22 protein-coding genes are annotated in these 23,914 nt (G+C 51.9%); 8 read left to right on the forward strand and 14 right to left on the reverse strand.

The window, feature by feature from the left end; genetic code table 11:
• Window positions 1–149 precede the first annotated feature (149 nt).
• Together NNN64_RS00005 and apbC are read right to left on the reverse strand one after the other, a co-directional pair.
• A complete protein-coding gene (locus NNN64_RS00005; RefSeq protein WP_271440047.1) occupies window positions 150–431 on the reverse strand; it encodes a DUF2574 family protein in 282 nt (93 codons plus the stop codon).
• Between the two features lie 276 nt (window positions 432–707).
• Window positions 708–1,817: an iron-sulfur cluster carrier protein ApbC gene (apbC, locus tag NNN64_RS00010; protein ID WP_271440048.1), complete on the reverse strand. Its 1,110-nt coding sequence runs from the start codon at window positions 1,815–1,817 to the stop codon at window positions 708–710.
• Window positions 1,818–1,981: 164 nt separating this feature from the next.
• On the opposite strand from apbC, the gene metG reads away from it, so the two are divergent.
• Window positions 1,982–4,015, forward strand: coding sequence for a methionine--tRNA ligase (metG, locus tag NNN64_RS00015; protein WP_271440049.1), 2,034 nt, complete (start codon window positions 1,982–1,984; stop codon window positions 4,013–4,015).
• A 115-nt stretch (window positions 4,016–4,130) separates the two neighbouring features.
• Here metG and NNN64_RS00020 read toward each other — a convergent pair whose 3' ends face one another.
• From NNN64_RS00020 to NNN64_RS00030, 3 genes are read right to left on the reverse strand one after another with little or no spacing between them, the layout of a single operon-like run.
• Window positions 4,131–4,601: a DUF1456 family protein gene (locus tag NNN64_RS00020; protein ID WP_137382304.1), complete on the reverse strand. Its 471-nt coding sequence runs from the start codon at window positions 4,599–4,601 to the stop codon at window positions 4,131–4,133.
• A 46-nt stretch (window positions 4,602–4,647) separates the two neighbouring features.
• Window positions 4,648–5,367: a two-component system response regulator BtsR gene (gene btsR, locus NNN64_RS00025; RefSeq protein WP_005129174.1), complete on the reverse strand. Its 720-nt coding sequence runs from the start codon at window positions 5,365–5,367 to the stop codon at window positions 4,648–4,650.
• The gene (locus NNN64_RS00030; protein WP_271440050.1) at window positions 5,364–7,049 is read right to left on the reverse strand and encodes a sensor histidine kinase; all 1,686 of its coding nucleotides are present in this window, start codon (window positions 7,047–7,049) and stop codon (window positions 5,364–5,366) included. The genes btsR and NNN64_RS00030 overlap by 4 nt, the downstream gene beginning before the upstream one ends.
• Before the next feature lie 225 nt (window positions 7,050–7,274).
• Here NNN64_RS00030 and mlrA point away from each other — a divergent pair, with 225 nt between their 5' ends.
• Both mlrA and NNN64_RS00040 read left to right on the forward strand, forming a co-directional pair.
• Entirely contained in the window at window positions 7,275–8,006 is a 732-nt protein-coding gene (gene mlrA / locus NNN64_RS00035) for an HTH-type transcriptional regulator MlrA (RefSeq protein WP_271440051.1), read from the forward strand.
• A gap of 51 nt (window positions 8,007–8,057) precedes the next feature.
• A complete protein-coding gene (locus NNN64_RS00040; RefSeq protein WP_003027354.1) occupies window positions 8,058–8,165 on the forward strand; it encodes a protein YohO in 108 nt (35 codons plus the stop codon).
• Here NNN64_RS00040 and NNN64_RS00045 read toward each other — a convergent pair.
• The 5 genes from NNN64_RS00045 to bglX form a co-directional block, all read right to left on the reverse strand.
• The gene (locus NNN64_RS00045; protein ID WP_271440052.1) at window positions 8,146–8,877 is read right to left on the reverse strand and encodes an ABC transporter permease; all 732 of its coding nucleotides are present in this window, start codon (window positions 8,875–8,877) and stop codon (window positions 8,146–8,148) included. The genes NNN64_RS00040 and NNN64_RS00045 overlap by 20 nt on opposite strands.
• Window positions 8,861–9,808, reverse strand: a complete 948-nt coding sequence (locus NNN64_RS00050) for an ABC transporter ATP-binding protein (protein WP_271440053.1) — start codon at window positions 9,806–9,808, stop codon at window positions 8,861–8,863. The genes NNN64_RS00045 and NNN64_RS00050 overlap by 17 nt, the downstream gene beginning before the upstream one ends.
• Window positions 9,801–10,994 carry an ABC transporter permease gene (locus NNN64_RS00055; protein ID WP_271440054.1) on the reverse strand — a complete coding sequence of 398 codons (1,194 nt, stop codon included), beginning with the start codon at window positions 10,992–10,994 and terminating at the stop codon, window positions 9,801–9,803. Before NNN64_RS00055 ends, NNN64_RS00050 begins: the two co-directional genes overlap by 8 nt.
• Window positions 10,982–11,899, reverse strand: coding sequence for a glycine betaine ABC transporter substrate-binding protein OsmF (gene osmF, locus NNN64_RS00060; protein ID WP_271440055.1), 918 nt, complete (start codon window positions 11,897–11,899; stop codon window positions 10,982–10,984). The genes NNN64_RS00055 and osmF overlap by 13 nt, the downstream gene beginning before the upstream one ends.
• Window positions 11,900–12,130: 231 nt before the next feature.
• Complete coding sequence (gene bglX, locus NNN64_RS00065; protein WP_271440056.1) at window positions 12,131–14,428, reverse strand: beta-glucosidase BglX; 2,298 nt, start codon at window positions 14,426–14,428, stop codon at window positions 12,131–12,133.
• A gap of 232 nt (window positions 14,429–14,660) precedes the next feature.
• On the opposite strand from bglX, the gene dld reads away from it, so the two are divergent.
• On the forward strand, window positions 14,661–16,373 hold the full coding sequence (dld, locus tag NNN64_RS00070; protein WP_271440057.1) for a D-lactate dehydrogenase: 1,713 nt from the start codon (window positions 14,661–14,663) through the stop codon (window positions 16,371–16,373).
• Between the two features lie 64 nt (window positions 16,374–16,437).
• On the opposite strand, the gene pbpG is transcribed toward dld, so the two are convergent.
• The gene (gene pbpG, locus NNN64_RS00075; RefSeq protein ID WP_048211180.1) at window positions 16,438–17,385 is read right to left on the reverse strand and encodes a D-alanyl-D-alanine endopeptidase; all 948 of its coding nucleotides are present in this window, start codon (window positions 17,383–17,385) and stop codon (window positions 16,438–16,440) included.
• 179 nt (window positions 17,386–17,564) lie between these two features.
• Window positions 17,565–18,152, reverse strand: coding sequence for a Yip1 family protein (locus NNN64_RS00080; protein WP_005129189.1), 588 nt, complete (start codon window positions 18,150–18,152; stop codon window positions 17,565–17,567).
• A 162-nt stretch (window positions 18,153–18,314) separates the two neighbouring features.
• Between NNN64_RS00080 and NNN64_RS00085 the strand changes: the two genes are divergently transcribed.
• A complete protein-coding gene (locus tag NNN64_RS00085) occupies window positions 18,315–18,890 on the forward strand; it encodes a DedA family protein (RefSeq protein ID WP_271440058.1) in 576 nt (191 codons plus the stop codon).
• Window positions 18,891–18,920: 30 nt separating this feature from the next.
• Here NNN64_RS00085 and mdtQ read toward each other — a convergent pair whose 3' ends face one another.
• Window positions 18,921–20,354: a multidrug resistance outer membrane protein MdtQ gene (gene mdtQ / locus NNN64_RS00090; protein ID WP_271440059.1), complete on the reverse strand. Its 1,434-nt coding sequence runs from the start codon at window positions 20,352–20,354 to the stop codon at window positions 18,921–18,923.
• A 241-nt stretch (window positions 20,355–20,595) separates the two neighbouring features.
• Window positions 20,596–21,540: a tRNA dihydrouridine(16) synthase DusC gene (gene dusC / locus NNN64_RS00095; RefSeq protein WP_271440060.1), complete on the reverse strand. Its 945-nt coding sequence runs from the start codon at window positions 21,538–21,540 to the stop codon at window positions 20,596–20,598.
• 215 nt (window positions 21,541–21,755) lie between these two features.
• Between dusC and NNN64_RS00100 the strand changes: the two genes are divergently transcribed.
• The 3 genes from NNN64_RS00100 (at window position 21,756) to cdd (ending at window position 23,879) form a co-directional block, all read left to right on the forward strand.
• On the forward strand, window positions 21,756–22,154 hold the full coding sequence (locus NNN64_RS00100; RefSeq protein ID WP_271440061.1) for a CidA/LrgA family protein: 399 nt from the start codon (window positions 21,756–21,758) through the stop codon (window positions 22,152–22,154).
• Window positions 22,151–22,846 (forward strand): CidB/LrgB family autolysis modulator, encoded by a 696-nt coding sequence (locus NNN64_RS00105; protein WP_271440062.1) that lies wholly within the window; start codon window positions 22,151–22,153, stop codon window positions 22,844–22,846. Before NNN64_RS00100 ends, NNN64_RS00105 begins: the two co-directional genes overlap by 4 nt.
• Window positions 22,847–22,994: 148 nt before the next feature.
• Window positions 22,995–23,879 (forward strand): cytidine deaminase, encoded by an 885-nt coding sequence (cdd, locus tag NNN64_RS00110; protein WP_137382291.1) that lies wholly within the window; start codon window positions 22,995–22,997, stop codon window positions 23,877–23,879.
• The last annotated feature ends 35 nt before the right edge of the window (window positions 23,880–23,914 follow it).

Here is a 23,914-nt window from a genome sequence, read left to right on the forward strand (position 1 = left end):
GCAATATAATTGCAACAAATAAATATCATAGATATTATTATCGACTTTAATAAATTAACGTAATTAATCGTTAGATATCATTCTTCAGGCCAAAAAAAAGCCCCCATCTCTCATTAAAATGATGGGGGCCTACTATGCAGTACGCTTTTTTAATCGTAGCGATTTAATACTATCTGCCGCGAAGAATCCCCAGGAACAGCGACGATACGGGTCACAACGCCTTGTGCTGGAGCAGTCATCACATTGTTGATATCTGCACTATGCACAGTCTGACCACACCGCTGTTGCACAGTACTATCCACGACATCAGTGCTACAGGTGGGTTCAACTATCTTGCCAGTAATGGTCAAGGTCGCGGTATCAGAAGCAAAAGCAGACGTGCTAATTCCATAAGCCAGTGTGATAATTCCCAAGAATAAACTAATTTTCATGTGTTCATTATTCCTGTAATGGGTCAGAAACAGCATGCAAGCTGCTTGTCCGTTGAATTATGAGATAACTTCCCTGCTAAAACCAATTGAAATTGTAGATTGATGAGATTGGTATGATCAATTTGAATGATGCATTAAGAGGAATTATTCGGAAAAGAACACGAATTATAGTGGCATGATGAATAATATTGGGCAGTTTGCTCACTCAATATATTCACCGTATCAATATATCATTAATACGGTGAATACGTACAACACCTTTCGCATCAGAAAAAATTACACCGCGCGGAAGGCAATTTCCCCAGGAATAACCTCTCCCTGCCAGTAGAGTTGTGCGGCGACACGGCCGGCCAGATCGCGGTAAATCGCGGTGAATTCACTGTCAGGACGACTGATAACCGTCGGCATACCGCGGTCGAGATCTTCACGCAAGGAAATATGCAGCGGCATCTGTCCCAGCAGTTGGGTGTGATATTGCTCTGCCAGCTTTTGTGCGCCACCCGTGCCGAAAATCGGTTCATGATGACCGCAGTTGCTGCAAATATGCATGCTCATATTTTCAACAATGCCCAGCACCGGAACTTCCACTTTTTCGAACATCACGATGCCTTTTTTCGCATCGATAAGCGCAATGTCCTGCGGCGTGGTGACCACTACCGCGCCCGTTACCGGAATGTTCTGCGCCAGCGTCAGCTGAATGTCACCGGTGCCCGGCGGCATATCCAGAACCAGATAATCAAGATCCGGCCATAAGGTCTCTTGCAGCATTTGTAACAACGCCTTGCTGGCCATTGGTCCACGCCACACCATCGCATTGTCATCAGTTACCAGATACCCAATGGAATTGGTTGCCAGGCCATGAGACATAATCGGCGCCATATGGGTGCCATCTGGCGAGGTTGGACGCTGATTTTCCGCACCAAGCATGGTCGGAATGGACGGACCATAAATGTCGGCATCCAGAATACCTACTTTCGCGCCTTCGGCTGCCAGCGCCAGTGCCAGGTTCACCGCAGTAGAGGATTTACCCACACCACCTTTGCCGGAACTCACGGCAATGATGTTTTTCACACCATTAATACCCGGCTGGTTTTTCACACGCTTCAGCGTCGCAATGTTATACGACAGCTTCCAGTCAATGGCTTTAGCACCGGTAATACGTAGTAAATCGGCACTGCATTGCTCTTTTAATGCTTCAAACGCGCTGTGCCATACGAATGGCATGACCAGCTCAACGTGCAACGTGTCGTCCATCCAGGCGACATGATGCAACGCTTTCAGCGTCGTCAGATTATGCTTCAGGGTTGAATGCTGAAAATTCGCCAGCGTCCCAGCGACCATGGCGCGCAGGGTTTCTGGTGATTTGGCCTGGGATTGTGCGTTCATCCCGACTCCTTTTTGTTGTTCTGAAAATACAATAGTCACCAGGTAGTTTACTCCAACCGCAACAATTATTCATTTACGGATAAATGCCCTTATCGCTTGGCGCAGTAATTACCATTTTGGTACTATCAAAGCCCTTTTCACTACAAAAGAAGTAATTGCCCACTATGACTCAAGTCGCGAAGAAAATTCTGGTAACGTGCGCGCTGCCGTACGCCAACGGCTCAATCCACCTCGGCCATATGCTGGAGCACATCCAGGCTGATGTCTGGGTCCGTTACCAGCGAATGCGCGGCCACCAGGTTAACTTCATCTGCGCGGACGACGCACACGGTACGCCAATCATGCTGAAAGCACAGCAGCTTGGGATCACGCCAGAGCAGATGATCGGTGAAATGAGTCAGGAGCATCAGACTGATTTTGCGGGTTTCGACATCAGCTATGACAACTATCACTCAACGCACAGCGAAGAGAACCGTGAACTGTCTGAACTGATTTACACGCGCCTGAAGGAAAACGGTTTTATTAAGAACCGCACCATCTCCCAGCTTTACGATCCGGAAAAAGGCATGTTCCTGCCGGATCGTTTTGTCAAAGGCACCTGCCCGAAATGTAAGTCTCCGGACCAGTACGGCGATAACTGTGAAGTGTGCGGCGCAACCTACAGCCCGACCGAACTTATCGAGCCGAAATCCGTTGTTTCCGGTGCGACACCGGTAATGCGTGACTCCGAGCACTTCTTCTTCGATCTGCCGTCGTTCAGCGAAATGCTGCAGGCGTGGACGCGCAGCGGCGCATTGCAGGAGCAGGTTGCCAACAAAATGCAGGAGTGGTTTGAATCCGGCCTGCAGCAGTGGGATATTTCCCGCGATTCACCGTACTTCGGTTTTGAAATTCCGAATGCGCCGGGTAAATATTTTTATGTCTGGCTGGATGCGCCAATTGGTTATATGGGTTCGTTCAAAAACCTGTGCGACAAACGTGGCGACACCGCCAGCTTTGATGAGTACTGGAAGAAAGACTCCGATGCTGAGCTGTATCACTTCATCGGTAAAGATATCGTCTACTTCCACAGCCTGTTCTGGCCTGCCATGCTGGAAGGCAGCAACTTCCGCAAACCGACTAACCTGTTCGTTCACGGGTATGTCACAGTAAACGGCGCGAAGATGTCCAAGTCTCGCGGTACCTTCATTAAAGCCAGCACCTGGCTGAAACACTTTGATGCCGACAGCCTGCGTTACTACTACACCGCGAAACTCTCTTCGCGCATTGATGATATCGACCTGAACCTGGAAGATTTTGTTCAGCGTGTTAACGCCGATATCGTCAACAAAGTAGTGAACCTGGCTTCCCGTAACGCAGGATTTATTGCGAAACGCTTTGACGGCATTCTTGCCGCCGAACTGGTCGATCCGGCACTGTACAAAACCTTTACCGACGCAGCTGCAGTCATCGGCGAAGCGTGGGAAAGCCGCGAATTCGGTAAAGCAATCCGCGAAATTATGGCGCTGGCCGACGTGGCGAATCGCTATGTTGACGAACAGGCACCATGGGTTGTGGCTAAACAGGAAGGCCGTGACGCTGACCTGCAGGCAATTTGCTCCATGGGTATTAACCTGTTCCGCGTCCTGATGACGTACCTGAAACCGGTACTGCCGACGCTTGCTGAACGTGTTGAGGCATTCCTGAACAGCGACCTGACCTGGGATTCCATTGAGCAACCGCTGCTCGGTCACAAGGTCAACACCTTTAAGGCGCTCTACAACCGTATCGACATGAAGCAAGTTGAAGCGCTGGTGGAAGCGTCCAAAGAAGAAGTGAAAGCCGCAGCCGCTCCGGTGACCGGCCCGTTAGCGGATGACCCTATCCAGGACACCATCACCTTTGACGATTTCGCCAAAGTAGATCTGCGCGTGGCGCTGATTGAAAACGCCGAGTTCGTGGAAGGTTCCGACAAACTGCTGCGTCTGACGTTGGATCTCGGTGGTGAGAAACGTAACGTCTTCTCCGGTATTCGCTCTGCCTACCCGGACCCGCAAGCCCTGATTGGCCGCCAGACTATTATGGTGGCGAACCTGGCTCCGCGTAAGATGCGTTTCGGTATCTCTGAAGGGATGGTAATGGCAGCAGGCCCTGGCGGAAAAGATATCTTCCTGTTAAGCCCGGATGACGGTGCTAAACCTGGTCAGCAGGTGAAATAACAATAAAGCCGGAGATAATCTCCGGCTTTTTTTTGTTTTTTTTCAGGCTGGCGGCTTCGCCTAACCCGATCTTCAAATCCCGTAGCCCTGCAAGCGCAGCGCCACTGGGCAAAAATCACGACTTCGCCTTATGTACTCGCGCAGTTAAACCACGCAAGAAATAACGCAAGAATTGATCGCCACATTCGCGATAGTTCTTATGATCCGGTGCACGCATCATTGCGGTGATTTCCGGCATTGATACGCGAAATTTCTGTTCGGTCATGATGGCCAGAATATCATCGGTTTTCAGTGAAAACGCGATGCGCAGTTTTTTCAGCACCGTATTGTTGTTAACACGACGTTCAATCGCCAGTTCCGGCGCAGAATCATCTTTTCCACGCAGATGGTAGATAAGACCGTTCAGGAAACCGGAGAGGATGATATCCGGGCAGCGAACAAACCCGTCTTCATCCTCTTTCGTCATCCAGGTGTCGAAACCTGCCGAGGTGGCTTCCATCTCAGCAAGCGCAAGAATGCGCACCATGTCGTTATTGTTCGCTTTCAGGGTGTAGCGCAGGCTACGAAGAATATCGTTACTTAGCATAGAGCCTTCAACTGTCGGTGATGCAATGGCGCGCAGTGTACCAGTTTTACAGGCCAATCGCCTCTTTTAGACTTTTGAGGTAACGGCGGCTCACCGGGACAGTCAGTCCGTTACGCAAAATCAGCTCAGCCTGGCCATTATCTTCCAGACGGATTTCCTGCAAATGGGCCATGTTGACCAGGTATTGTCGGTGGCAGCGCAGCAGCGGAGTACGGCTCTCCAGTGTTCTAAGCGTCAGCTCGGTGAATCCTTCTTTGCCATCGCTACTGGTCACATAAACGCCGCTCATACGACTGCTGACAAACGCCACATCATCCATTTGCAGCAGATAGATTCGGCTATGACCACTGCATGGAATGAACTTAAGCGCCTGCTGATGTTCCGGCAGTAACGACACATCCTGCTTCGTGCGCTCCTGACGTAAACGGATCAGCGTTTTCTCCAGACGCGTTTCTTCAATCGGCTTAAGCAGATAATCAAAGGCATGCTCTTCAAAGGCTTTCACGGCATATTCATCAAAAGCGGTGAGAAAAACAATATATGGGCGATGCTCGGGGTCAAGCATACCCACCATTTCCAATCCGCTAATACGCGGCATCTGAATATCGAGGAACAGCACATCCGGGCGTAGTTTATGTACTGCACCAATGGCCTCTACCGCATTCGAACACTCTCCGACTATCTCGATGTCGCTTTGCTCCTGTAACAGGATCCGCAGATTCTCCCGCGCTAACGGTTCATCATCGACAATCAGCACTTTGATCATGCCAGTTCCTCCAGGGGAAGTCGTAAAGTAATTCGGGTAAAGAGGTCAGGCTCACAGGCTACGCTGATACCAAAATCATCGCCAAACCGTTCCCGCAGGCGTTTGTCCACCAGACTCATTCCAAGCCCACTGGACTCCGTCGTGGGCTGATACAGTCCGGCATTATCTTCAATATCCAGCATCAGATACTGCCCTTCCTGACGAGCAGTGATAGAGACTTCTCCGGTATCAAGTAGCTGGGAAGTGCCATGCTTAATCGCATTCTCGACTATCGGTTGCAGCGTAAACGCAGGCAATTGCTGATGCGCAAGCGCTTCCGGGACCGTTAAGGTCACCTGCAGGCGGGACTGGAATCGTGCCTTTTCAATTTGTAGATAGGCATTTACGTGTTCTATTTCATCAGCCAGCGTCACAATTTCCGACGGGCGTTTTAAATTCTTACGAAAGAAAGTCGAGAGATATTGCACCAATTGGCTGGCCTGTTCGCTGTCACGACGGATCACGGCTTTGATCGTATTCAACGCGTTAAACAGAAAATGGGGATTAACCTGAGCGTGCAGAAGTTTGATTTCTGACTGCGTCAGCATCGCTTTTTGTCGCTCATATTGGCCGGCCAGGATTTGCGCGGAAAGCAACTGGGCGATCCCTTCCCCCAGCGTGCGGTTAATTGAGCTAAAGAGACGGTTTTTGGCTTCATACAGTTTAATCGTCCCCATCACCCGCTGGTTTTCACCACGCAAAGGGATAACCAACGTCGACCCTAATTTGCATTGCGGATGCAGTGAACAGCGATAAGGCACTTCGTTACCGTCGGCATACACAACTTCTCCGGTTTCAATCGCCCGTTGGGTGTATGAAGAGGATATGGGCTTGCCTGGCAGGTGATGGTCATCACCAATGCCAGTAAAGGCCAGCAACTTCTCGCGGTCAGTAATCGCCACCGCACCGATATCCAACTCTTCATACAGCACCTGAGCAACCTTCATGCTGTTAACCTCATTAAATCCCTGTCGCAGAATCCCCTCCGTAGAGGCGGCAACTTTTAGCGCAGTGGCAGAAAACGCCGAGGTGTATTTTTCAAACATCGCACGTTTGTCGAGCAGAATACGCATAAACAACGCAGCACCAACGGTATTGGTCACCATCATCGGTGCGGCAATGTTACTGACCAGGTGCAATGCATTCTCAAAGGGACGCGCAATCAGCAAAATGATGAGCATCTGCACCAGTTCGGCAACAAAGGTAATCGCGCCAGCCGTCAGCGGACTAAACACTTTATCAGTACGGCCCCGTCGAGTAAGTACACTGTGTACCAGCCCTCCAAGCAGGCCTTCCACTATGGTCGAAATCATGCAACTGAGTGCCGTCATGCCCCCCATCGAATAGCGATGAAGACCGCCGGTCAGGCCAACCAGTCCCCCAACAACAGGCCCGCCAAGTAGCCCGCCCATCACCGCGCCGATGGCACGGGTGTTTGCAATGGAGTCTTCAATATGCAGCCCAAAGTAGGTGCCCATAATGCAAAAGATGGAGAAGGTGACGTAACACAGAAGTTTGTGCGGCAGTCGGATAGTGACCTGCATCAGCGGGATAAACAGGCGCGTCTTGCTCATTAGCCACGCGATAACGAGAAACACGCACATCTGCTGAAGCAGCAGCAACACCAGATTAAACTCGTACATACCCGCCAACCACACATTTCTTAAAAGCGCGTAACATACATGGGCTGCGCGTAACTTTCTTTGAACTGTTGCAAAAAAACAGGAATTTGTGAGAACGATCACTCGAAAGCGCGAGTATGACGACAATCTCACCCTTCTTCTGATCAAAAAACAGACAAAACTACCTGGTTCGCAAAAGAGCGTCTAAAGTAAAACTGGGACCTCGCGAGCAAGAGTGAGACAACGATGGCGCTTTACACGATAGGTGAAGTGGCTTTGCTTTGTGATATCAACCCTGTCACTTTACGTGCATGGCAGAGGCGTTACGGATTACTAAAACCTCAGCGTACAGACGGGGGGCATCGCCTGTTTAACGATGCGGACATTGACAGGATCCGTGAGATAAAACGCTGGATAAATAATGGCGTTCAGGTCAGTAAAGTTAAAATGTTACTCAGCAATGAGAACATTGATGTGCATAACGGCTGGCGTGAGCAACAAGAAACGCTATTGAGCTATTTGCAAAGTAACAATCTGCACAGCCTCAGGTTGTGGATCAAAGAGCGTGGTCAGGATTACCCTGCGCAAACGCTCAATACACATTTGTTCATTCCCTTACGCCGACGTCTGCAATGCCAACAGCCCATTCTTCAGGCGCTATTGGGGATCCTTGACGGTGTGCTCATCAATTATATTGCGATTTGCCTTGCCTCGGCGCGTAAAAAACAGGGTAAAGATGCCCTGGTGGTCGGCTGGAATATCCACGATACCACCCGCTTATGGCTGGAAGGTTGGGTCGCCAGCCAGCAAGGATGGCGTGTTGATGTACTGGCCCACTCGCTCAATCAGCTACGGCCTGAGCTGTTTGAAGGGCGCACCCTACTCGTCTGGTGTGGAGAGAACCAAACCCCTGCACAACACCAACAACTGGAAGAGTGGCGCGCGTTAGGTCACGATATTTATCCACTCGGTATTTAATATTTTATTAACAAACGTGTACAATCCTTATATTCACATAAGGAGTACAAAATGAGCGCAGCTAAAATCGGTGTTATAACCCTCTTCCTGCTGATGGCTATCGGTGGTATCGGCGGCGTAATGCTGGCTGGTTATACTTTTATTTTACGTGCCGGGTAAGGTAGTACGCTAATCGCTCAAACCCGCGATCGATAATGACTGCGGCCAATGCGACCAGCAGCGCCCCCTGGATCACATAGGCGGTATTAAACCCGCTTAACCCAATAATAATCGGTGTTCCCAGCGTATTCGCCCCAACGGTAGAGGCTATCGTTGCGGTGCCAATATTAATAATCACTGACGTGCGAATCCCGGCCAGAATAACCGGCGCCGCGAGCGGAAGTTCGACTTTACGTAGCCGCTGCCCATGACTCATGCCCATCCCGCTGGCAATATCTATTACGCTGGCAGAGATCCCTCCCAGCCCTGCCAGCGTTGCCTGTAAGATCGGTAACACCCCATACAGGATCAGCGCGATAATCGCAGGCTCCGGGCCAAACCCCATCACCGGCACGGCGATCGCCAGCACCGCGACCGGCGGAAAAGTTTGCCCCACTGCGGCAATTGTTTCGACCAAAGGTCTGAACTCTACTCCCCATGAGCGGGTTACCGCTACACCTGCCCCAACCCCAATAATGACAGCAATCAGGCTTGAAATACCCACCAGCGTGAAATGCGCCAACGCCAGCGCCGTAAAGCTCTCTTGCTGATAAACAGGACGCGGCAATTGGGGAAACAACGCGCTGAACAGTGCCTGGCTGTGGGGCAATCCCACCAGCAACACCAGGAACAGCGCAATGAGCCACAGCAGAGGATCAAGCAGATGTTTCACAGTGCGGTGCCTCCGAAAGCAGATCGTGAAAATGCAGCGTACCGCGGGCCGCACCCTGAGCATTAACTACCGGCAACACATCACAGCCCCGGGCGACAAAAACAGATAGCGCATCACGTAACGTCATCTCGTCCACCAACGGCTCACCAGCCAACTGTTCACCACGGCGGGTAAAATCCCCCACCGTGCGCAGTGACAGCAGTCTTACACCCAGTTCACTGTGGCCAAAAAAGGTCTGCACGAAATCATTAGCAGGCGCAGTCAACATCGACAGCGGCGTGCCTTGCTGTACCACCTTGCCCGCATCCATTAACACCAGGTGCTCCGCCAGTCTCAGCGCTTCATCAATATCATGCGTCACCAACACGATGGTTCGACCCAACAGACGATGGATACGGGTCATCTCCTGCTGTAGCGCACTTCGTGTTACCGGGTCCAGCGCGCCAAAAGGTTCGTCCATCAGCAGTACCTGAGGGTCAGCCGCCAGCGCACGAGCCACACCGACTCGCTGCTGTTGACCACCGGAAAGCTGATGCGGATAACGGTGACGCAAATCCGCTTCCAGCCCCAGTAACGCCATCAGTTCTTCTGTTCGGTCATCAATACGCGCACGTGACCACTTTTGCAGCTGTGGTACGGTGGCAATGTTCTGGGCGACAGTCCAGTGTGGAAACAAACCAATCGACTGGATGGCATAGCCCATGCGTCGTCTTAATTCCAGCACCGGCAGGCTACGGATCTCTTCCCCGGCAAAACGGATCTGACCACTGTCATGCTCGACCAGCCGGTTGATCATTTTCAGCGTGGTGGACTTCCCCGAACCGGAGGTCCCGATTAATACCGAAAAGCTCCCTTCGCCTAAATGCAGATCGAGATCGCTCACGGCCTGTTGCTGGTTATAGGTTTTATTGACATGGCTAAATTCAATCATCGTTTGTCACCTTCAGCAGCGCTAAGCCTAAATCAAACAGCGCATCAATCAGCACTGCCAGTACCACCACCGGAATCACGCCCAGTAGCACTAAATCAACGGCGCTACTGAGCAGTCCCTGAAAGACCAGCGCGCCAAACCCGCCTGCACCAATCAATGCGGCAATGACCGCCATCCCCACCGTCTGAACCATCACCACCCGCAAACTGCGCAGGAAAATGGGTAGCGCTAACGGAAGTTGCACCGAAATAAAACGCTGACGCGCACTCATCCCCATCGCACGCGCACTTTCCAGCACATCACGCGGAACCTGATTCAGCCCGGCCACCACGCCACGAACCAATGGCAATAATGCATACAGCACCAGCGCAATCAGTGCGGGCGTCAGCCCCGTTCCCGCGACACCGAGCGAGCTAAGCCACGGGAAATGCTTAACCAGTCCGGCAAGCGGCGCGATCAACAAACCAAACAATGCGACAGAGGGGATCGTCTGGATGATATTCAGCACGGCAAATATTGGCCCCTGACGCGCAGCAGAAAAGGTGCACCAGATACCCAGCGGCACGCCAATACACAGCGCAGGCACCACAGTACCGAACAGAATAGTCAGGTGCTGCGCCAGAGCATCATCAAAGACATCCTGGCGGTTGGCATATTCTTTGAGCAAAGAAAGATCGTTAAGGGTACCGGACAGCAGCAGCACCACTGGCACAATGACAATTTGCGCATGCAGTACCCAGCGCCACAGCGGCTGAGCGGTGATACGCCGAATGGCGTCACTGCCAGCCAGCAACAGCACCCCTACCCCAAGCCAGAAACCGCTCCCCAGGCTGGTTCTGGCGACAGCAGTTCCCGTCTGAGCCAGATGCGTTGCCGTTTTCCCGGCCATAAACAACGCCGCAATCACCAGTAACTGGACAACAACCAGCGTCAATACATTGCCGGATTTACCGGGTATGAAGCATAGAACCACGAGCAGTAAAAATGTCGCCGCCAGTCCCCACACCATGTGGGGCCAGACCTCCCAGAGTTGGCGACCTTCACCGGAAACCAGACGATTAGGGGCATAGCTGATGAAAGGAAGCGCGGCTGCGGCCGCGGTCAGAACCACCAGCAGCAACAGCACCCAATTAACTGATATCTTTGACACAACACTCACCTGCTGCAAATCCGTTACTTCACCCATCCTTTTTGCTTCAGGTAATCTGCAGCGACTTTTTTCGCATCCAGCCCCTCAACGGCGATACTGGCGTTGAGCCGCTGCAGCGTTTTTTCATCCAGACTGGCAAAGACCGGCTGTAGCCATTCCCCCATTTGCGGGTACTCCTTGAGTACCACGTCACGCACGACGGGCGCAGGTGCGTAAATGGGCTGAACCCCTTTGGGATCGCTTAATGTTTGCAGCCCCAGCGCAGCAACAGGGCCATCGGTTCCGTAAGCCATTGCGGCATTAACGCCGGAGGTCTGCTGCGCCGCAGCTTTAATTGTCACCGCAGTATCGCCCCCTGCCAGTGACAACAATTGGTTCTGATTGAGCTTGAAGTCATACGCTTTTTCAAAGGCGGGCAGCGCGTCTGCACGTTCAATAAACTCGGCGGAGGCCGCCAGTTTGAACGCCCCCCCCTCTTTCAGGTAGCGGCCTAAATCCGCAAGAGAGACAAGTTTGTTTTTTTCAGCGATATCCTGGCGTACTGCAATAGTCCAGGTATTGTTGGCTGGCGCAGGCGTAAGCCAGATCAGTTTATTTTGCTCAGCGTCCAGTTTTTTCACTTTCTCGAAACCTGCCCGCGCATTTTTCCACGCGGGGTCGTTTTCATCTTTAAAAAAGAACGCGCCATTGCCGGTATATTCCGGATAAATATCCAGCTCACCGGAAGTGATGGCCCCACGCACCACGGGCGTCGTGCCCAGTTGCACTTTATTGACCGTTTTCACACCGTGGCTTTCAAGCACCTGCAAAATAATATTGCCGAGCAGCGCCCCTTCGGTATCAATTTTTGACCCCACAGTGACGGGTGACGCGGCCTGTAAAGGCAAGCTTATCGTGGCCAGCAACGCCAGCGAACCCACCCATACCTTTGAGATTATCATGCTGCTCTCCTCATCCTTTTGCTGCCCTTTTCAGAGACTTGAGGAAAAAGCATAGTTGAAAAATCCAGTCTTAACCTGGCTATTGGGGGGTAACACTGAGAGTTATTAGCGGTACGGCGAGCACAAAATAAAAAAATCCGGTAAACCCAACGTGAATTTACCGGATGATACGATTTCGCAGGCCTGATAAGCGTAGCGCTATCAGGCACTGTCGGTGGCTTTATTCACCCATTACAGCAGTTCAAACTCGCCCTGCTTCACTCTGGCAGAGTCCACGCCGATAAAGACGTTAAATTTGCCCGGCTCCGCATCGTATTTCATCTGCTGGTTCCAGAACTTCAGCGCATCAATATCAATGGGGAAACTGACGGTCTGGGTTTCACCTGGCTTGAGGTTCACTTTCTCAAAGCCTTTCAGCTGTTTGACCGGCCGACTCATCGAGGCCGTCACATCCTGTAAATACATCTGAATGACTGTCGCCCCTTCACGCTTGCCGGTATTGGTTACCTGCACGCTGGCAGTCACTGTTCCGTCACGTTTCATTGTCGGTGCAGAGAGCTTCACATCAGACACGGTAAACGTGGTGTAGCTCAGACCATAGCCAAAGGGATACAACGGACCATTCGCTTCATCAAAGTAGCGCGATGTATATTTATTCGGCTTATCGGCGTTATACGGGCGACCGGTATTAAGATGGCTGTAATAGACCGGGATCTGCCCCACCGATCGTGGGAAAGACATCGGTAGCTTACCTGACGGGTTATAATCGCCAAACAGCACATCAGCAATGGCGTTACCCCCTTCGGTCCCGGCAAACCAGGTCTCGAGGATCGCATCAGCCTGCTGATCTTCCTTCACCAATGCCAGTGGGCGACCGTTCATCAGCACCAGCACCAGCGGTTTCCCGGTTGCTTTCAGCGCAGCAATCAGATCACGCTGGCTTTGCGGGATAGTGATATCGGTTCGACTAGAGGCTTCATGCGCCATCCCCTGCGCTTCACCCACTACCGCAACAACCACGTCAGACTGTTTCGCCGCGTTAACGGCTTCATCAATCATCGCCTGCGGCGAGCGTGGGTCAACTTTCACCGCCTCTTCGTACAGGTTAAGGAAGTCAACAATACCTTTATCGTTGGTGATATTCGCCCCTTTGGCGTAGACCACTTTACCTTTATCACCCAGGGCATTTTTAATGCCTGTCAGCACCGTGACAGACTGTTCGGCAACACCCGCCGCAGACCAGCTACCCATGACATCACGTTTGCTGTCTGCTAACGGTCCGACAACTGCCACGGTTGCTGTTTTTTTCAGTGGCAATGTTTCCAGACGGTTTTTCAGCAATACCAGGCTTTCACGCGCCACGTCACGGGCTTCTTTGCGATGCAAACGGCTTTCAGCATTGGTATCTTGTGGGTCAGAGTCTTTCGACCCCAGGTGGCTGTACGGGTCGTTAAACAGACCCATATCATATTTTACATTCAGTACATGGCGCGCGGCATCGTCGAGCTCCGCCATCGTAACCTTGCCCGACTTAATCAGTCCCGGCAGATACTTACTGTAATATTCATCGCTCATGCTCATGTTAATACCGGACGTGATCGCCACGCGCACAGCATCTTCAGGGTCGGACGCGGTTCCATGCTTAATCAATTCTTTAATTGCGCCGTGATCGGAAACCGTTATGCCTTTAAAGCCCCACTTATCGCGCAGCACGTCTTTGAGCAGCCAGGCATCAGAGGTGGCAGGCGTCCCATTCAGTGAATTAAGCCCCACCATCACCGCACCGCTACCGGCATCCAGTCCGGCCTTGTACGGCGGCATGTAGTCGTTAAATAAACGCTGCGGACTCATATCCACAGTGTTGTACTCTTTACCGCCCTCAACGGCGCCATAAGCAGCGAAGTGCTTGACGCTGGTCATCACTGAATAGCGATCGGCAGGGCTTTTCCCTTGCATCGCTTCCACCATGGTTTTGCCCATGATGGCAGTTAAATACGTATCTTCACCAAAACCTTCGGACGCACGGCCCCAACGCGGATCGCGGGAGACATCAACCATCGGCGCCCAGGTCATATTCAGACCATCGTCTGCGGCTTCATACGCAGAAATTCGGCCAACTGTTCTGACCGCATCAAGGTTAAAAGAGGATGCCAGGCCAAGGCTTATCGGAAACACGGTACGTTGACCGTGAAGCACGTCATAGGCGAAAAAGAGAGGGATTTTCAGGCGGCTGAGTTCCATAACCTGATCCTGCATCTTACGGATATCCTGGCGAGTGACGGTGTTAAAAATCGCCCCTACCTGTCCGTCTTTGATCATCTCACGGATGGCTTCTTTCGGGTTATCAGGTCCAACGCTTATCAAACGCAATTGCCCAATTTTCTCATCCACGGTCATCTGTTTGAGTAAATCGGTCACAAACGCATCCCGCGCTTCAGGCGTCAGTGGATGGTTACCAAACAAGGTGTCCGCCAGCGCTGGTTGCAACGCCAGGCCCACCGCGACACCTACAGAACATAGCCATTTCATGTTGATTCTCTCTTAATTTCTACCCGACGAGGCAGCGAAAATATAACAAAAACCGCAGCTTGCCGTAAGCCTAAACGGGAGCGGGGAAGAAAGCTAAGGATATTCTCTGAATTTTCAAAACCAGCATGAATCAGTGGGATACAACACAGAGACAATGCGAATGAGAAAGCGTATTGTCATACATAGCGCTATGCTTGTTCCTGATATTGAGTCCCACCACAAGGAGTGGAGAATGTCTTCCATTACAACAACTGATAATAAAGCGTTTCTGACTGAATTGACCCGACTGGTCGGCCATTCACACCTGCTCACCGAACCGGCCAAAACTGCCCGTTATCGTAAAGGCTTCCGCTCGGGCCAGGGCGATGCGCTCGCCGTCGTTTTCCCTGGCTCGCTATTAGAATTGTGGCGTGTCCTCAACGCCTGCGTCTCGGCTGACAAAATAATCCTGATGCAAGCCGCCAATACCGGTCTGACCGAAGGCTCTACCCCTAGCGGCAATGATTACGATCGCGACATCGTTATCATCAGTACTCTGCGCCTCGATAAGCTGCACGTCATCGGCAACGGTGAACAGGTGCTGGCTTATCCCGGTACGACACTGTATTCGCTGGAAAAGGCGCTCAAACCTTTTGGCCGTGAACCGCATTCGGTGATCGGCTCTTCCTGCATCGGTGCTTCCGTTATCGGCGGTATCTGCAACAACTCTGGCGGCTCGCTGGTACAACGGGGTCCGGCATACACAGAAATGTCGCTCTTTGCACGCATTGATGAGCAGGGCAAGTTACAGCTGGTCAACCATCTGGGTATCGAGCTGGGTCAGACTCCGGAGCAGATCCTCAGTAAACTCGACGACGAGCGGATCAAAGATGATGATGTCCAGCACGATGGGCGTCACGCACACGATCATGATTACGTCACCCGCGTCAGAGATATTGAGGCCGATACGCCGGCACGCTATAACGCAGACCCTGAGCGTTTGTTTGAATCTTCTGGTTGCGCCGGAAAGCTTGCGGTGTTCGCCGTGCGCCTGGATACCTTTGAGGCTGAGAAAAACCAGCAGGTCTTTTATATCGGTACCAACCAGCCAGAAGTGCTGACAGAAATCCGTCGTCATATTCTGGCCAAATTTGAACATCTGCCGGTCGCGGGTGAATATATGCACCGCGATATCTATGACATCGCCGAAACTTATGGCAAAGATACGTTTCTGATGATCGACAAACTCGGCACTGACAAAATGCCGTTTTTCTTTACGCTGAAAGGCCGCACCGATGCGATGCTGGAAAAAGTGAAAATTTTCCGCCCGCACTTTACCGACCGGGCGATGCAGAAGTTTGGTCATTTATTCCCCAGCCATTTACCGGCACGGATGAAAAGCTGGCGTGATAAATACGAACATCACCTGCTGTTAAAAATGGCCGGTGGCGGTGTAGCGGAAGCACAGAGTTGGCTGACTGAGTTTTTCAAAACCGCAGAAGGTGATTTCTTTGCCTGTACGCCGGAAGAAGGTAGCAAGGCCTTTTTGCACCGCTTCGCAGCGGCGGGCGCGGCCATTCGATATCAGGCCGTCCATGCGGATGAGGTGGAGGATATACTGGCACTGGATATTGCGCTGCGCCGTAACGATACCGAATGGTATGAGCACCTGCCGCCAGAAATAGACAGCAAGCTGGTGCATAAGCTCTACTACGGCCACTTCATGTGCTATGTCTTCCATCAGGATTACATCGTGAAGAAAGGTGTGGATGCTCACGAACTGAAAGAGCAAATGCTGGTGTTACTGCGTGAGCGCGGGGCACAATATCCTGCAGAACATAACGTGGGGCATCTGTATAAAGCACCAGAAACATTGACGCGTTTTTATCGCGAGAACGACCCGACCAACAGTATGAATCCAGGTATTGGTAAAACCAGTAAGCAGAAGTACTGGAAAGAGTCGTAGGCCCGATAAGCGTAAGCGCCATCGGGCACGTTGCCGGGGGCGCTTCGCTTGCCCGGCCTACGGTTTAATCGTTTTGCGCGGTTTGCTCACCTGTCGCTGAACCCGCTGCCGCCATCTGGGCGGCTTTTTGCTTTTTATAACTCAGCGCCGCGGCCGGAACAGGCATCACCTTACCGGTTTCAATCCAGGTGCGTAAACGACTGGCATCAGCAAAGTGGGTATATTTGCCAAAGGCATCCATAACCACCAGCGCTACCGGCTTGTTATTAATGACCGTACGCATCACCAGGCAGTGACCGGCGGCATTAGTAAACCCCGTTTTGGTGAGCTGAATGTTCCAGTTATCGCGGTACACCAGATGGTTGGTGTTACGGAACGGCAGCGTATAAGCCGGATTAGCAAAGGTCGCCATGTCTTCACGCGTCGTACTCAACTGACCAATCAGCGGATACTGCTTGCTGGCAATTAGCAGTTTAGTGAGATCACGCGCCGTCGAGACGTTATGAATCGATAACCCGGTCGGTTCCACGAAGCGCGTCTGGGTCATTCCCAACGACTTCGCCTTCGCATTCATCGCCTTGATAAATGCGTTGTAACCGCCCGGATAGTGGTGCGCCAGGCTTGCCGCTGCGCGGTTTTCTGAGGACATCAGCGCCAGTAGCAGCATATTCTTACGACTGATCTCACTGTTCAGGCGCACACGAGAGTAGATGCCTTTCATTTCCGGCGTCTGGCTGATATCAACTTTCAGTTTTTCATCCAGCGGCAGTCGTGCATCAAGCACCACCATCGCCGTCATTAATTTGGTAATCGACGCAATCGGACGGACGAGGTCCGGGTGGTTCGAATAGATAACTTTGTTGGTATTCAGATCAACTATCATCGCACTACCAGAAGCAATCTCAGGTTGAGATGCCGCTGCAGTAGTCGCCGTTTTCGCTACGGCTTGGGGTGCAAAAGGAACGGCCAGCACCAGGGCAAGACTTAATAATGAAACTCGGAATTTCAGCATGATGAGGTTTCTGATAATGGTTCACGCACGTCACAACGCACACCGCCTGAAATAAGGATTATCTCGGGCTAGCTCTGGCATCATAGCGATCCGGCAGGTTTGCCGCTACAGAAGAATCATCTCGAAATGCTGCGTTGCTGACTTTTACGTCAACAACGCAGCGCAGACAGGTTGTACACCTAGAACAATCGGTAACCGTAGCCCCACAGGATCACCGTAATCGCCAGCAGAACCTCCAGCACCAGCACACCGATCGCCAGCGTTGAACTGGAAAAGCTCAGCCCTTCTTCTTTCGTGATATTCAGGAACGTTGGAATACCGAGATAGAGTAAATAGCCGGTGTAAAAAAGCGCGATGGTTCCCACGAGCGCACACAGCCAGACCAGCGGATACAGCGCCACCAGCCCGCTTAAAAACAGCGGCGTGGCAACATATCCGGCAAAGACCATACAATGCGCCAGCGACGGGCGTCGCGAGTAATTCCGCGCCATCCACCAGATCACTCTGCCCATAATGGCCACACCCGCCAGCATCACACCGTAAAACAGAATTGCCATCGCAAATCCGGTAAACAGGGATAACTTCAGTATATTGCCGTCGCCAAAATTCCAGCCAATTTGCGTGGTGCCAATAAACGCACAAATCACCGGGATTGCCGCCATCAGCAGTACATGGTGGGTATAGTGATGCGAAACACTTTCGTTTTCGCTGTTGATCACGTGCATTTCACGATCGGGATGGGAAAACAGCCCCCAGACATGGTTCATACCGCCCCCTTCTTGTCAGCTCCGGACCTCAACACTTCAAGTATAATTCAGCTTTTGATTATTTTATGTACACATGAAAAATACCGATGCGCTGAATTACTGCTTTTCCGGCATGAACAATTCACTGGGTGTATGCTATGGAGCGTGGAGGTCATACAACGTATGGATATAACGCATTATGTTGAGCAATACGGCTATGCGGCGCTGATTATTGGCAGCCTTGCCGAAGGCGAAACCATTACCTTGCTAGGCGGTGTTGCTGCGCATCAGGGAATTCTTAAATTTCCGCTGGTGGTACTCTCCGTCGCGTTGGGCGGGATGATTGGCGATCAGTTGCTCTTTTTACTTGGGCGTCGTTATGGCGGCAAAATTTTACGTCGTTTCTCGCGTCATCGGGCAAAAATCCACTACGCGCAGAAGATGATCCAACGGCGTCCCTATCTGTTTGTGGTCGGCACGCGCTTTATGTACGGCTTTCGCGTCATTGGTCCGTTGCTGATTGGAGCCAGCCACCTGCCGCCGAAGATTTTCATCCCACTGAATATCCTGGGGGCGTTTGTCTGGGCTTTGCTGTTTACCACGCTCGGCTATGTGGGTGGTGAAGTGATTGCCCCATGGTTGCATAGCCTCGACCAGCATATTAAACATGGGATCTGGTTGGTTTTGGTTATCGGCGTTGTAGTGGCTGCCCGCTGGTGGATGAAACGGCGAAGTAAACGCAAAGAACAGGCAAATTGACCCGACAGCGGCTTCTGCCGGGTCAGACTATCAGGAGGCGCGGTAACCGCCGCCCAGTGCGCTGGTCAGCTGTATAGACGCATCCAGCCACTGTCCCTGTAGAACCAGACCATTAAGCTGTTCGCGTAATGCCGGAATTTTGGCCTCGCTAACCCGGGAACCCGCAATGATACCGGCGCTATATCGTGCCTGTGCAAGCCCCACGACGCGCTGTGCGTCATGTTCAATTTGCTGCTGGTGCTGGTTCTTCTGCGCCAGCGTTTCTACCTGTGATGCCGCACGCGCCACGTCATTCACCGCATCGACCACGGCCTTGTTGTAATTTGCCACCGTCAGATTGCTCTGCGCTTTCGTGATATCGAGATTCGCATTCAGTCTGCCGCTATCAAAAATAGGCAGCGTCAGTCCAGCCGTCACGCCCATCTGCTGTGCAGAATGGCGGAACAAATCGCTCAGATGTAGCGCATCCTGCTGTAAAAACGCCATCAGGTTAACGTCCGGATAGAATGCCGCTTTTGCCGCATCAATGCTGCTCAGCGTTGACTCGATGTACCAGTGTGCGGCCTGTAAATCAGGGCGGCGGGCCAGCAGCGAATAACCAAGCTGGGACGGTAGCTGGCTTTCTACCGCCGGTAGCGTTGTCGCTTTAAGCTTCATGACGGAAGATTGCGAGTTGGTCAGTGCGCTCAACCGCGCCTCTATCACCTTCATTTTGCCGCTGACATCGTTCAGTTGCTGCTCCGTTTTACTGGAGTCGATATCCGTTTCAACGCCTTCGACAGAAGAGGTAATCCCGTTTTGATACAGTTGACGATCGACGGTGATGACGTTCTGCTGCTCGTTTTTAATCTGCGTCAGCACGGTTTTAAGCGCCGCCTGCGTCTGCCACTCCCAGTACAAACGCGATACACCGCTCGCCAGTAACTGGCGAGTTTGCTCACGTTCAGCCTCACGCGCTTTCACCTCACCAATACGCGCCGCCACTTCAGCCCGGTTTTTACCCCACAGATCCAGATTCCAGCCAGCGGTTAAACCAAAGGTGCCGTTGGTATACCATGGCCCTGTATTTCCATCCAAATCGGTAGCAAACGGTCCCATCAGCCCTTCAGCTGACATTTTCTGACGCTCCACATCTGCGGAAAAATCAATCTCCGGGCCATCCTGCGCCTTAACCGCTTTAGCCTGCGCTTCTGCCAGTTGAATGCGCTGTTCTGCTACCTGCATATCTGGAGAATTCTTGAGGGTGCTGTCAATCAACGCATTCAGCTGTGGATCATGATACGCCTTCCACCATTGGCTATCCGGCCAACCATTTTTTAATGCCGCAGGCAACGCGGAGTCAACGTTCACAGCGGGCGTCTGCTGTGACAGCGATTGGCGATTGTCATGCATAGGTGCACAACCGACCATCAAAATAAGCAGCGGCAAACATGCCGTTGCAACAAGAACAGAGTTACGATTCATGGGAATATACGGGTAAGAAAAGATGCACAGAGAGTACGACTTACCGCATTCTCTTTTTTAGTTACGCGTGGCAATACATCTTTTGAAATAGAATCACATAATTAAGAAACATATACACAACAAATGGTTCTGTCAAAATAATTCCACTGAATTATAAATGGAGGCGTAATGTCACAAACGCTTATCAGGCCTACGAATTACGCGTCCGTTCCGTAGGCCGGATAAGGCGATTACGCCGCCATCAGGCGATAATAGGGATGGCCTGAATCGCGCGTGCAATATCCGGTGAATTATTCAAAGCCCGAATTTCCTGAAACAGTTCTGTCGCTTCAACATATTCTTTACGAAGATATCCCAGCCACTGCTTGATACGCGCCACATGATACAGCCCGGTATCACCCTGTTTTTCCAGTCGGGTATATTTTTGCAGTAACGTCACAACTTCAGGCCATGGCATACGCGGTTCGTTATATTTCACCACGCGACTCAAATTCGGGATATTAAGCGCACCGCGCCCGATCATGACGGCATCGCATCCGCTGATAGCCATACAGTCCTGTGCGCTTTGCCAGCCCCAGATCTCACCATTCGCGATAACCGGGATATTGAGACGCTGGCGGATCTCGCCAATTGCCTGCCAGTTAATGTGCTCGGCCTTATAACCTTGCTCTTTCGTTCGCCCGTGCACCACCAACTCGCTGGCACCAGCCTGCTGGACGGCATCAGCGATTTCGAACTGCCTGTCACTGCTGTCCCAGCCCAGACGCACTTTTACCGTCACCGGTAAATGGGCCGGAACCGCATCACGCATGGCCTTAGCGCCACGGTAAATCAGCTCAGGGTCCTTCAGTAACGTTGCGCCACCGCCGCTGCCGTTCACCAGCTTCGACGGACAGCCACAGTTTAGATCGACGCCATACGAACCCAGCTCAACCGCGCGGGCTGCATTTTCTGCCAGCCACTGCGGATACTGCCCCAGCAGTTGTATACGCACCGGCGTACCGGATGTCGTGCGGCTGGCGTTAAGCAGTTCAGGACAAATGCGGTGAAAGACTTTTACCGGCAGTAGTTGATCCACCACGCGAACAAATTCGGTGATACAGAGATCATAATCATTCACTTCAGTCAGCAGCTCGCGCACCAGTGAGTCGAGCACGCCTTCCATCGGCGCCAGTAAAACACGCATATTGTTACCCGCAAAAAAGAGAGGCGCTATGGTAACGTCTCTATGCAGGAGATTAAAGCGTCTCAGCGCCGGGCACAGGTTTGGTTATGCTGATTGGGGGCATTGCCTGATGTTCCAGATATCTATTTCCACTATGCTTAGAATTCATGATGTGATCGGTAGCACGTTTTAAAGTTTAATTGTATGATGAATCAGTCTCGTCAAGGGTTTCAAATATGAGCAAGTCACTGAACATTATCTGGCAATATTTACGCGCATTCATCCTCATTTATGCCTGCCTCTATGCAGGTATTTTTCTTGCATCGCTGCTGCCAATCACGATTCCGGGCAGCATTATCGGCATGCTGATTCTGTTTGTATTACTGGCATTACAGATCTTACCGGCAAAATGGGTAAACCCAGGCTGCTACGTACTGATTCGTTACATGGCCCTGCTGTTTGTCCCGATTGGCGTGGGGATCATGCAGTACTTTGACTTGCTACGCGCACAATTTGGTCCGGTCGTGGTGTCCTGCACCATCAGTACACTGGTCGTATTCCTGGTAGTGAGCTGGAGCTCGCACATTGTTCACGGCGAACGCAAAATCGTTGGTCAAAAAGGGTCTAAACAATGATGTCGTATATCTGGTGGTCGTTACCCCTCACCCTGGCGGTATTTTTTGCTGCACGTAAGCTGGCCGCACGATTTAAACTGCCGTTGCTAAATCCGCTGCTCGTCGCGATGGTAGTGATTATTCCCTTTCTGATGCTGACCGGTATCCCCTACGATCACTACTTCAAAGGCAGCGAAGTGCTGAACGATTTATTGCAACCTGCTGTCGTCGCTCTGGCCTATCCGTTATATGAACAGCTGCACCAAATCCGTGCCCGCTGGAAATCCATTATCGCCATCTGTTTTGCCGGCAGTGTCGTGGCCATGGTCACAGGCACATCTATTGCCCTGCTGATGGGGGCTTCACCAGAGATTGCCGCCTCTATTATGCCTAAATCGGTAACCACGCCTATCGCTATGGCTGTGGGCGGGAGTATTGGTGGTATCCCGGCAATCAGCGCAGTGTGCGTTATTTTTGTCGGTATCCTCGGTGCCGTATTTGGCCATACCCTGCTGAATGCAATGCGCATTCGCACTAAAGCAGCACGTGGGCTGGCAATGGGTACGGCTTCACACGCCCTGGGCACGGCTCGCTGTGCTGAACTGGACTACCAGGAAGGCGCATTTAGCTCACTGGCGCTGGTGATTTGCGGGATTATCACCTCATTGGTTGCCCCCTTCCTGTTCCCGGTTATCCTGGCAGTGGTAGGCTAATCTGCATTTTTAAGCTGTTTATTTGCGATGCGTTGCACATTTTTAATTTAAGTTTCATAAGTTGCATACACAATGAGATTTGGATCACATATAAAGCCCTGTCAGGCCCGTAAACTACGGTTCCATTACATTGTTATGAGGCAACGCCATGCATCCACGTTTTCAAACTGCTTTTGCCCAACTCGCGGATAACTTGCAATCAGCCCTGGCCCCTATTCTGGCGGATGTACATTTCCCCGCCATGCTGACGGCTGAGCAGGTATCTTTGCTAAAACGCGAATCGGGACTGGACGAAGACGCGCTGGCATTCGCTCTGCTGCCTTTAGCTGCGGCCTGCGCACGCACTCCGCTGTCCAACTTCAACGTTGGCGCGATCTCACGTGGTATCAGCGGAACCTGGTATTTCGGTGGGAACATGGAGTTTCTGGGTGCCACAATGCAGCAAACCGTTCACGCCGAGCAGAGCGCTATTAGCCATGCCTGGTTACGTGGCGAAAAAGGACTCGCCGCGATTACCGTCAACTACACCCCTTGCGGGCACTGCCGTCAGTTTATGAATGAGCTGAACAGCGGACTGGATTTACGTATTCACCTGCCCGGGCGTGAACCACACGCACTGCGCGACTATCTGCCGGACGCTTTTGGGCCAAAAGATCTCGACATCAAAACGCTGTTGATGGACGACCAGGATCACGGCTTCGCGCTGCAAGGCGATGCGCTGACCCAGGCGGCGATTGCCGCAGCAAACAGATGCCATATGCCCTACAGCAACTCCCCGAGCGGCGTGGCGCTGGAGTGTAAAGATGGACAGATTTTCAGCGGTAGTTATGCTGAAAACGCCGCCTTCAACCCAACGCTGCCACCGTTGCAGGGTGCATTAAACCTGTTGAGTCTTAACGGTTACGACTATCCGGACATTCAACGTGCGGTGCTGGCAGAAAAAGCGGATGCGGCGCTTATCCAGTGGGATGCGACGTCTGCCACGCTGAACGCGCTGGGTTGCGACAATATCGAGCGCGTACTACTCGGTTAAGTCGTGACGCCCGGTGGCGCTGCGTCATCGGGCAA

This window comes from Citrobacter sp. Igbk 14, assembly GCF_028069825.1.
Lineage (GTDB): Bacteria > Pseudomonadota > Gammaproteobacteria > Enterobacterales > Enterobacteriaceae > Citrobacter.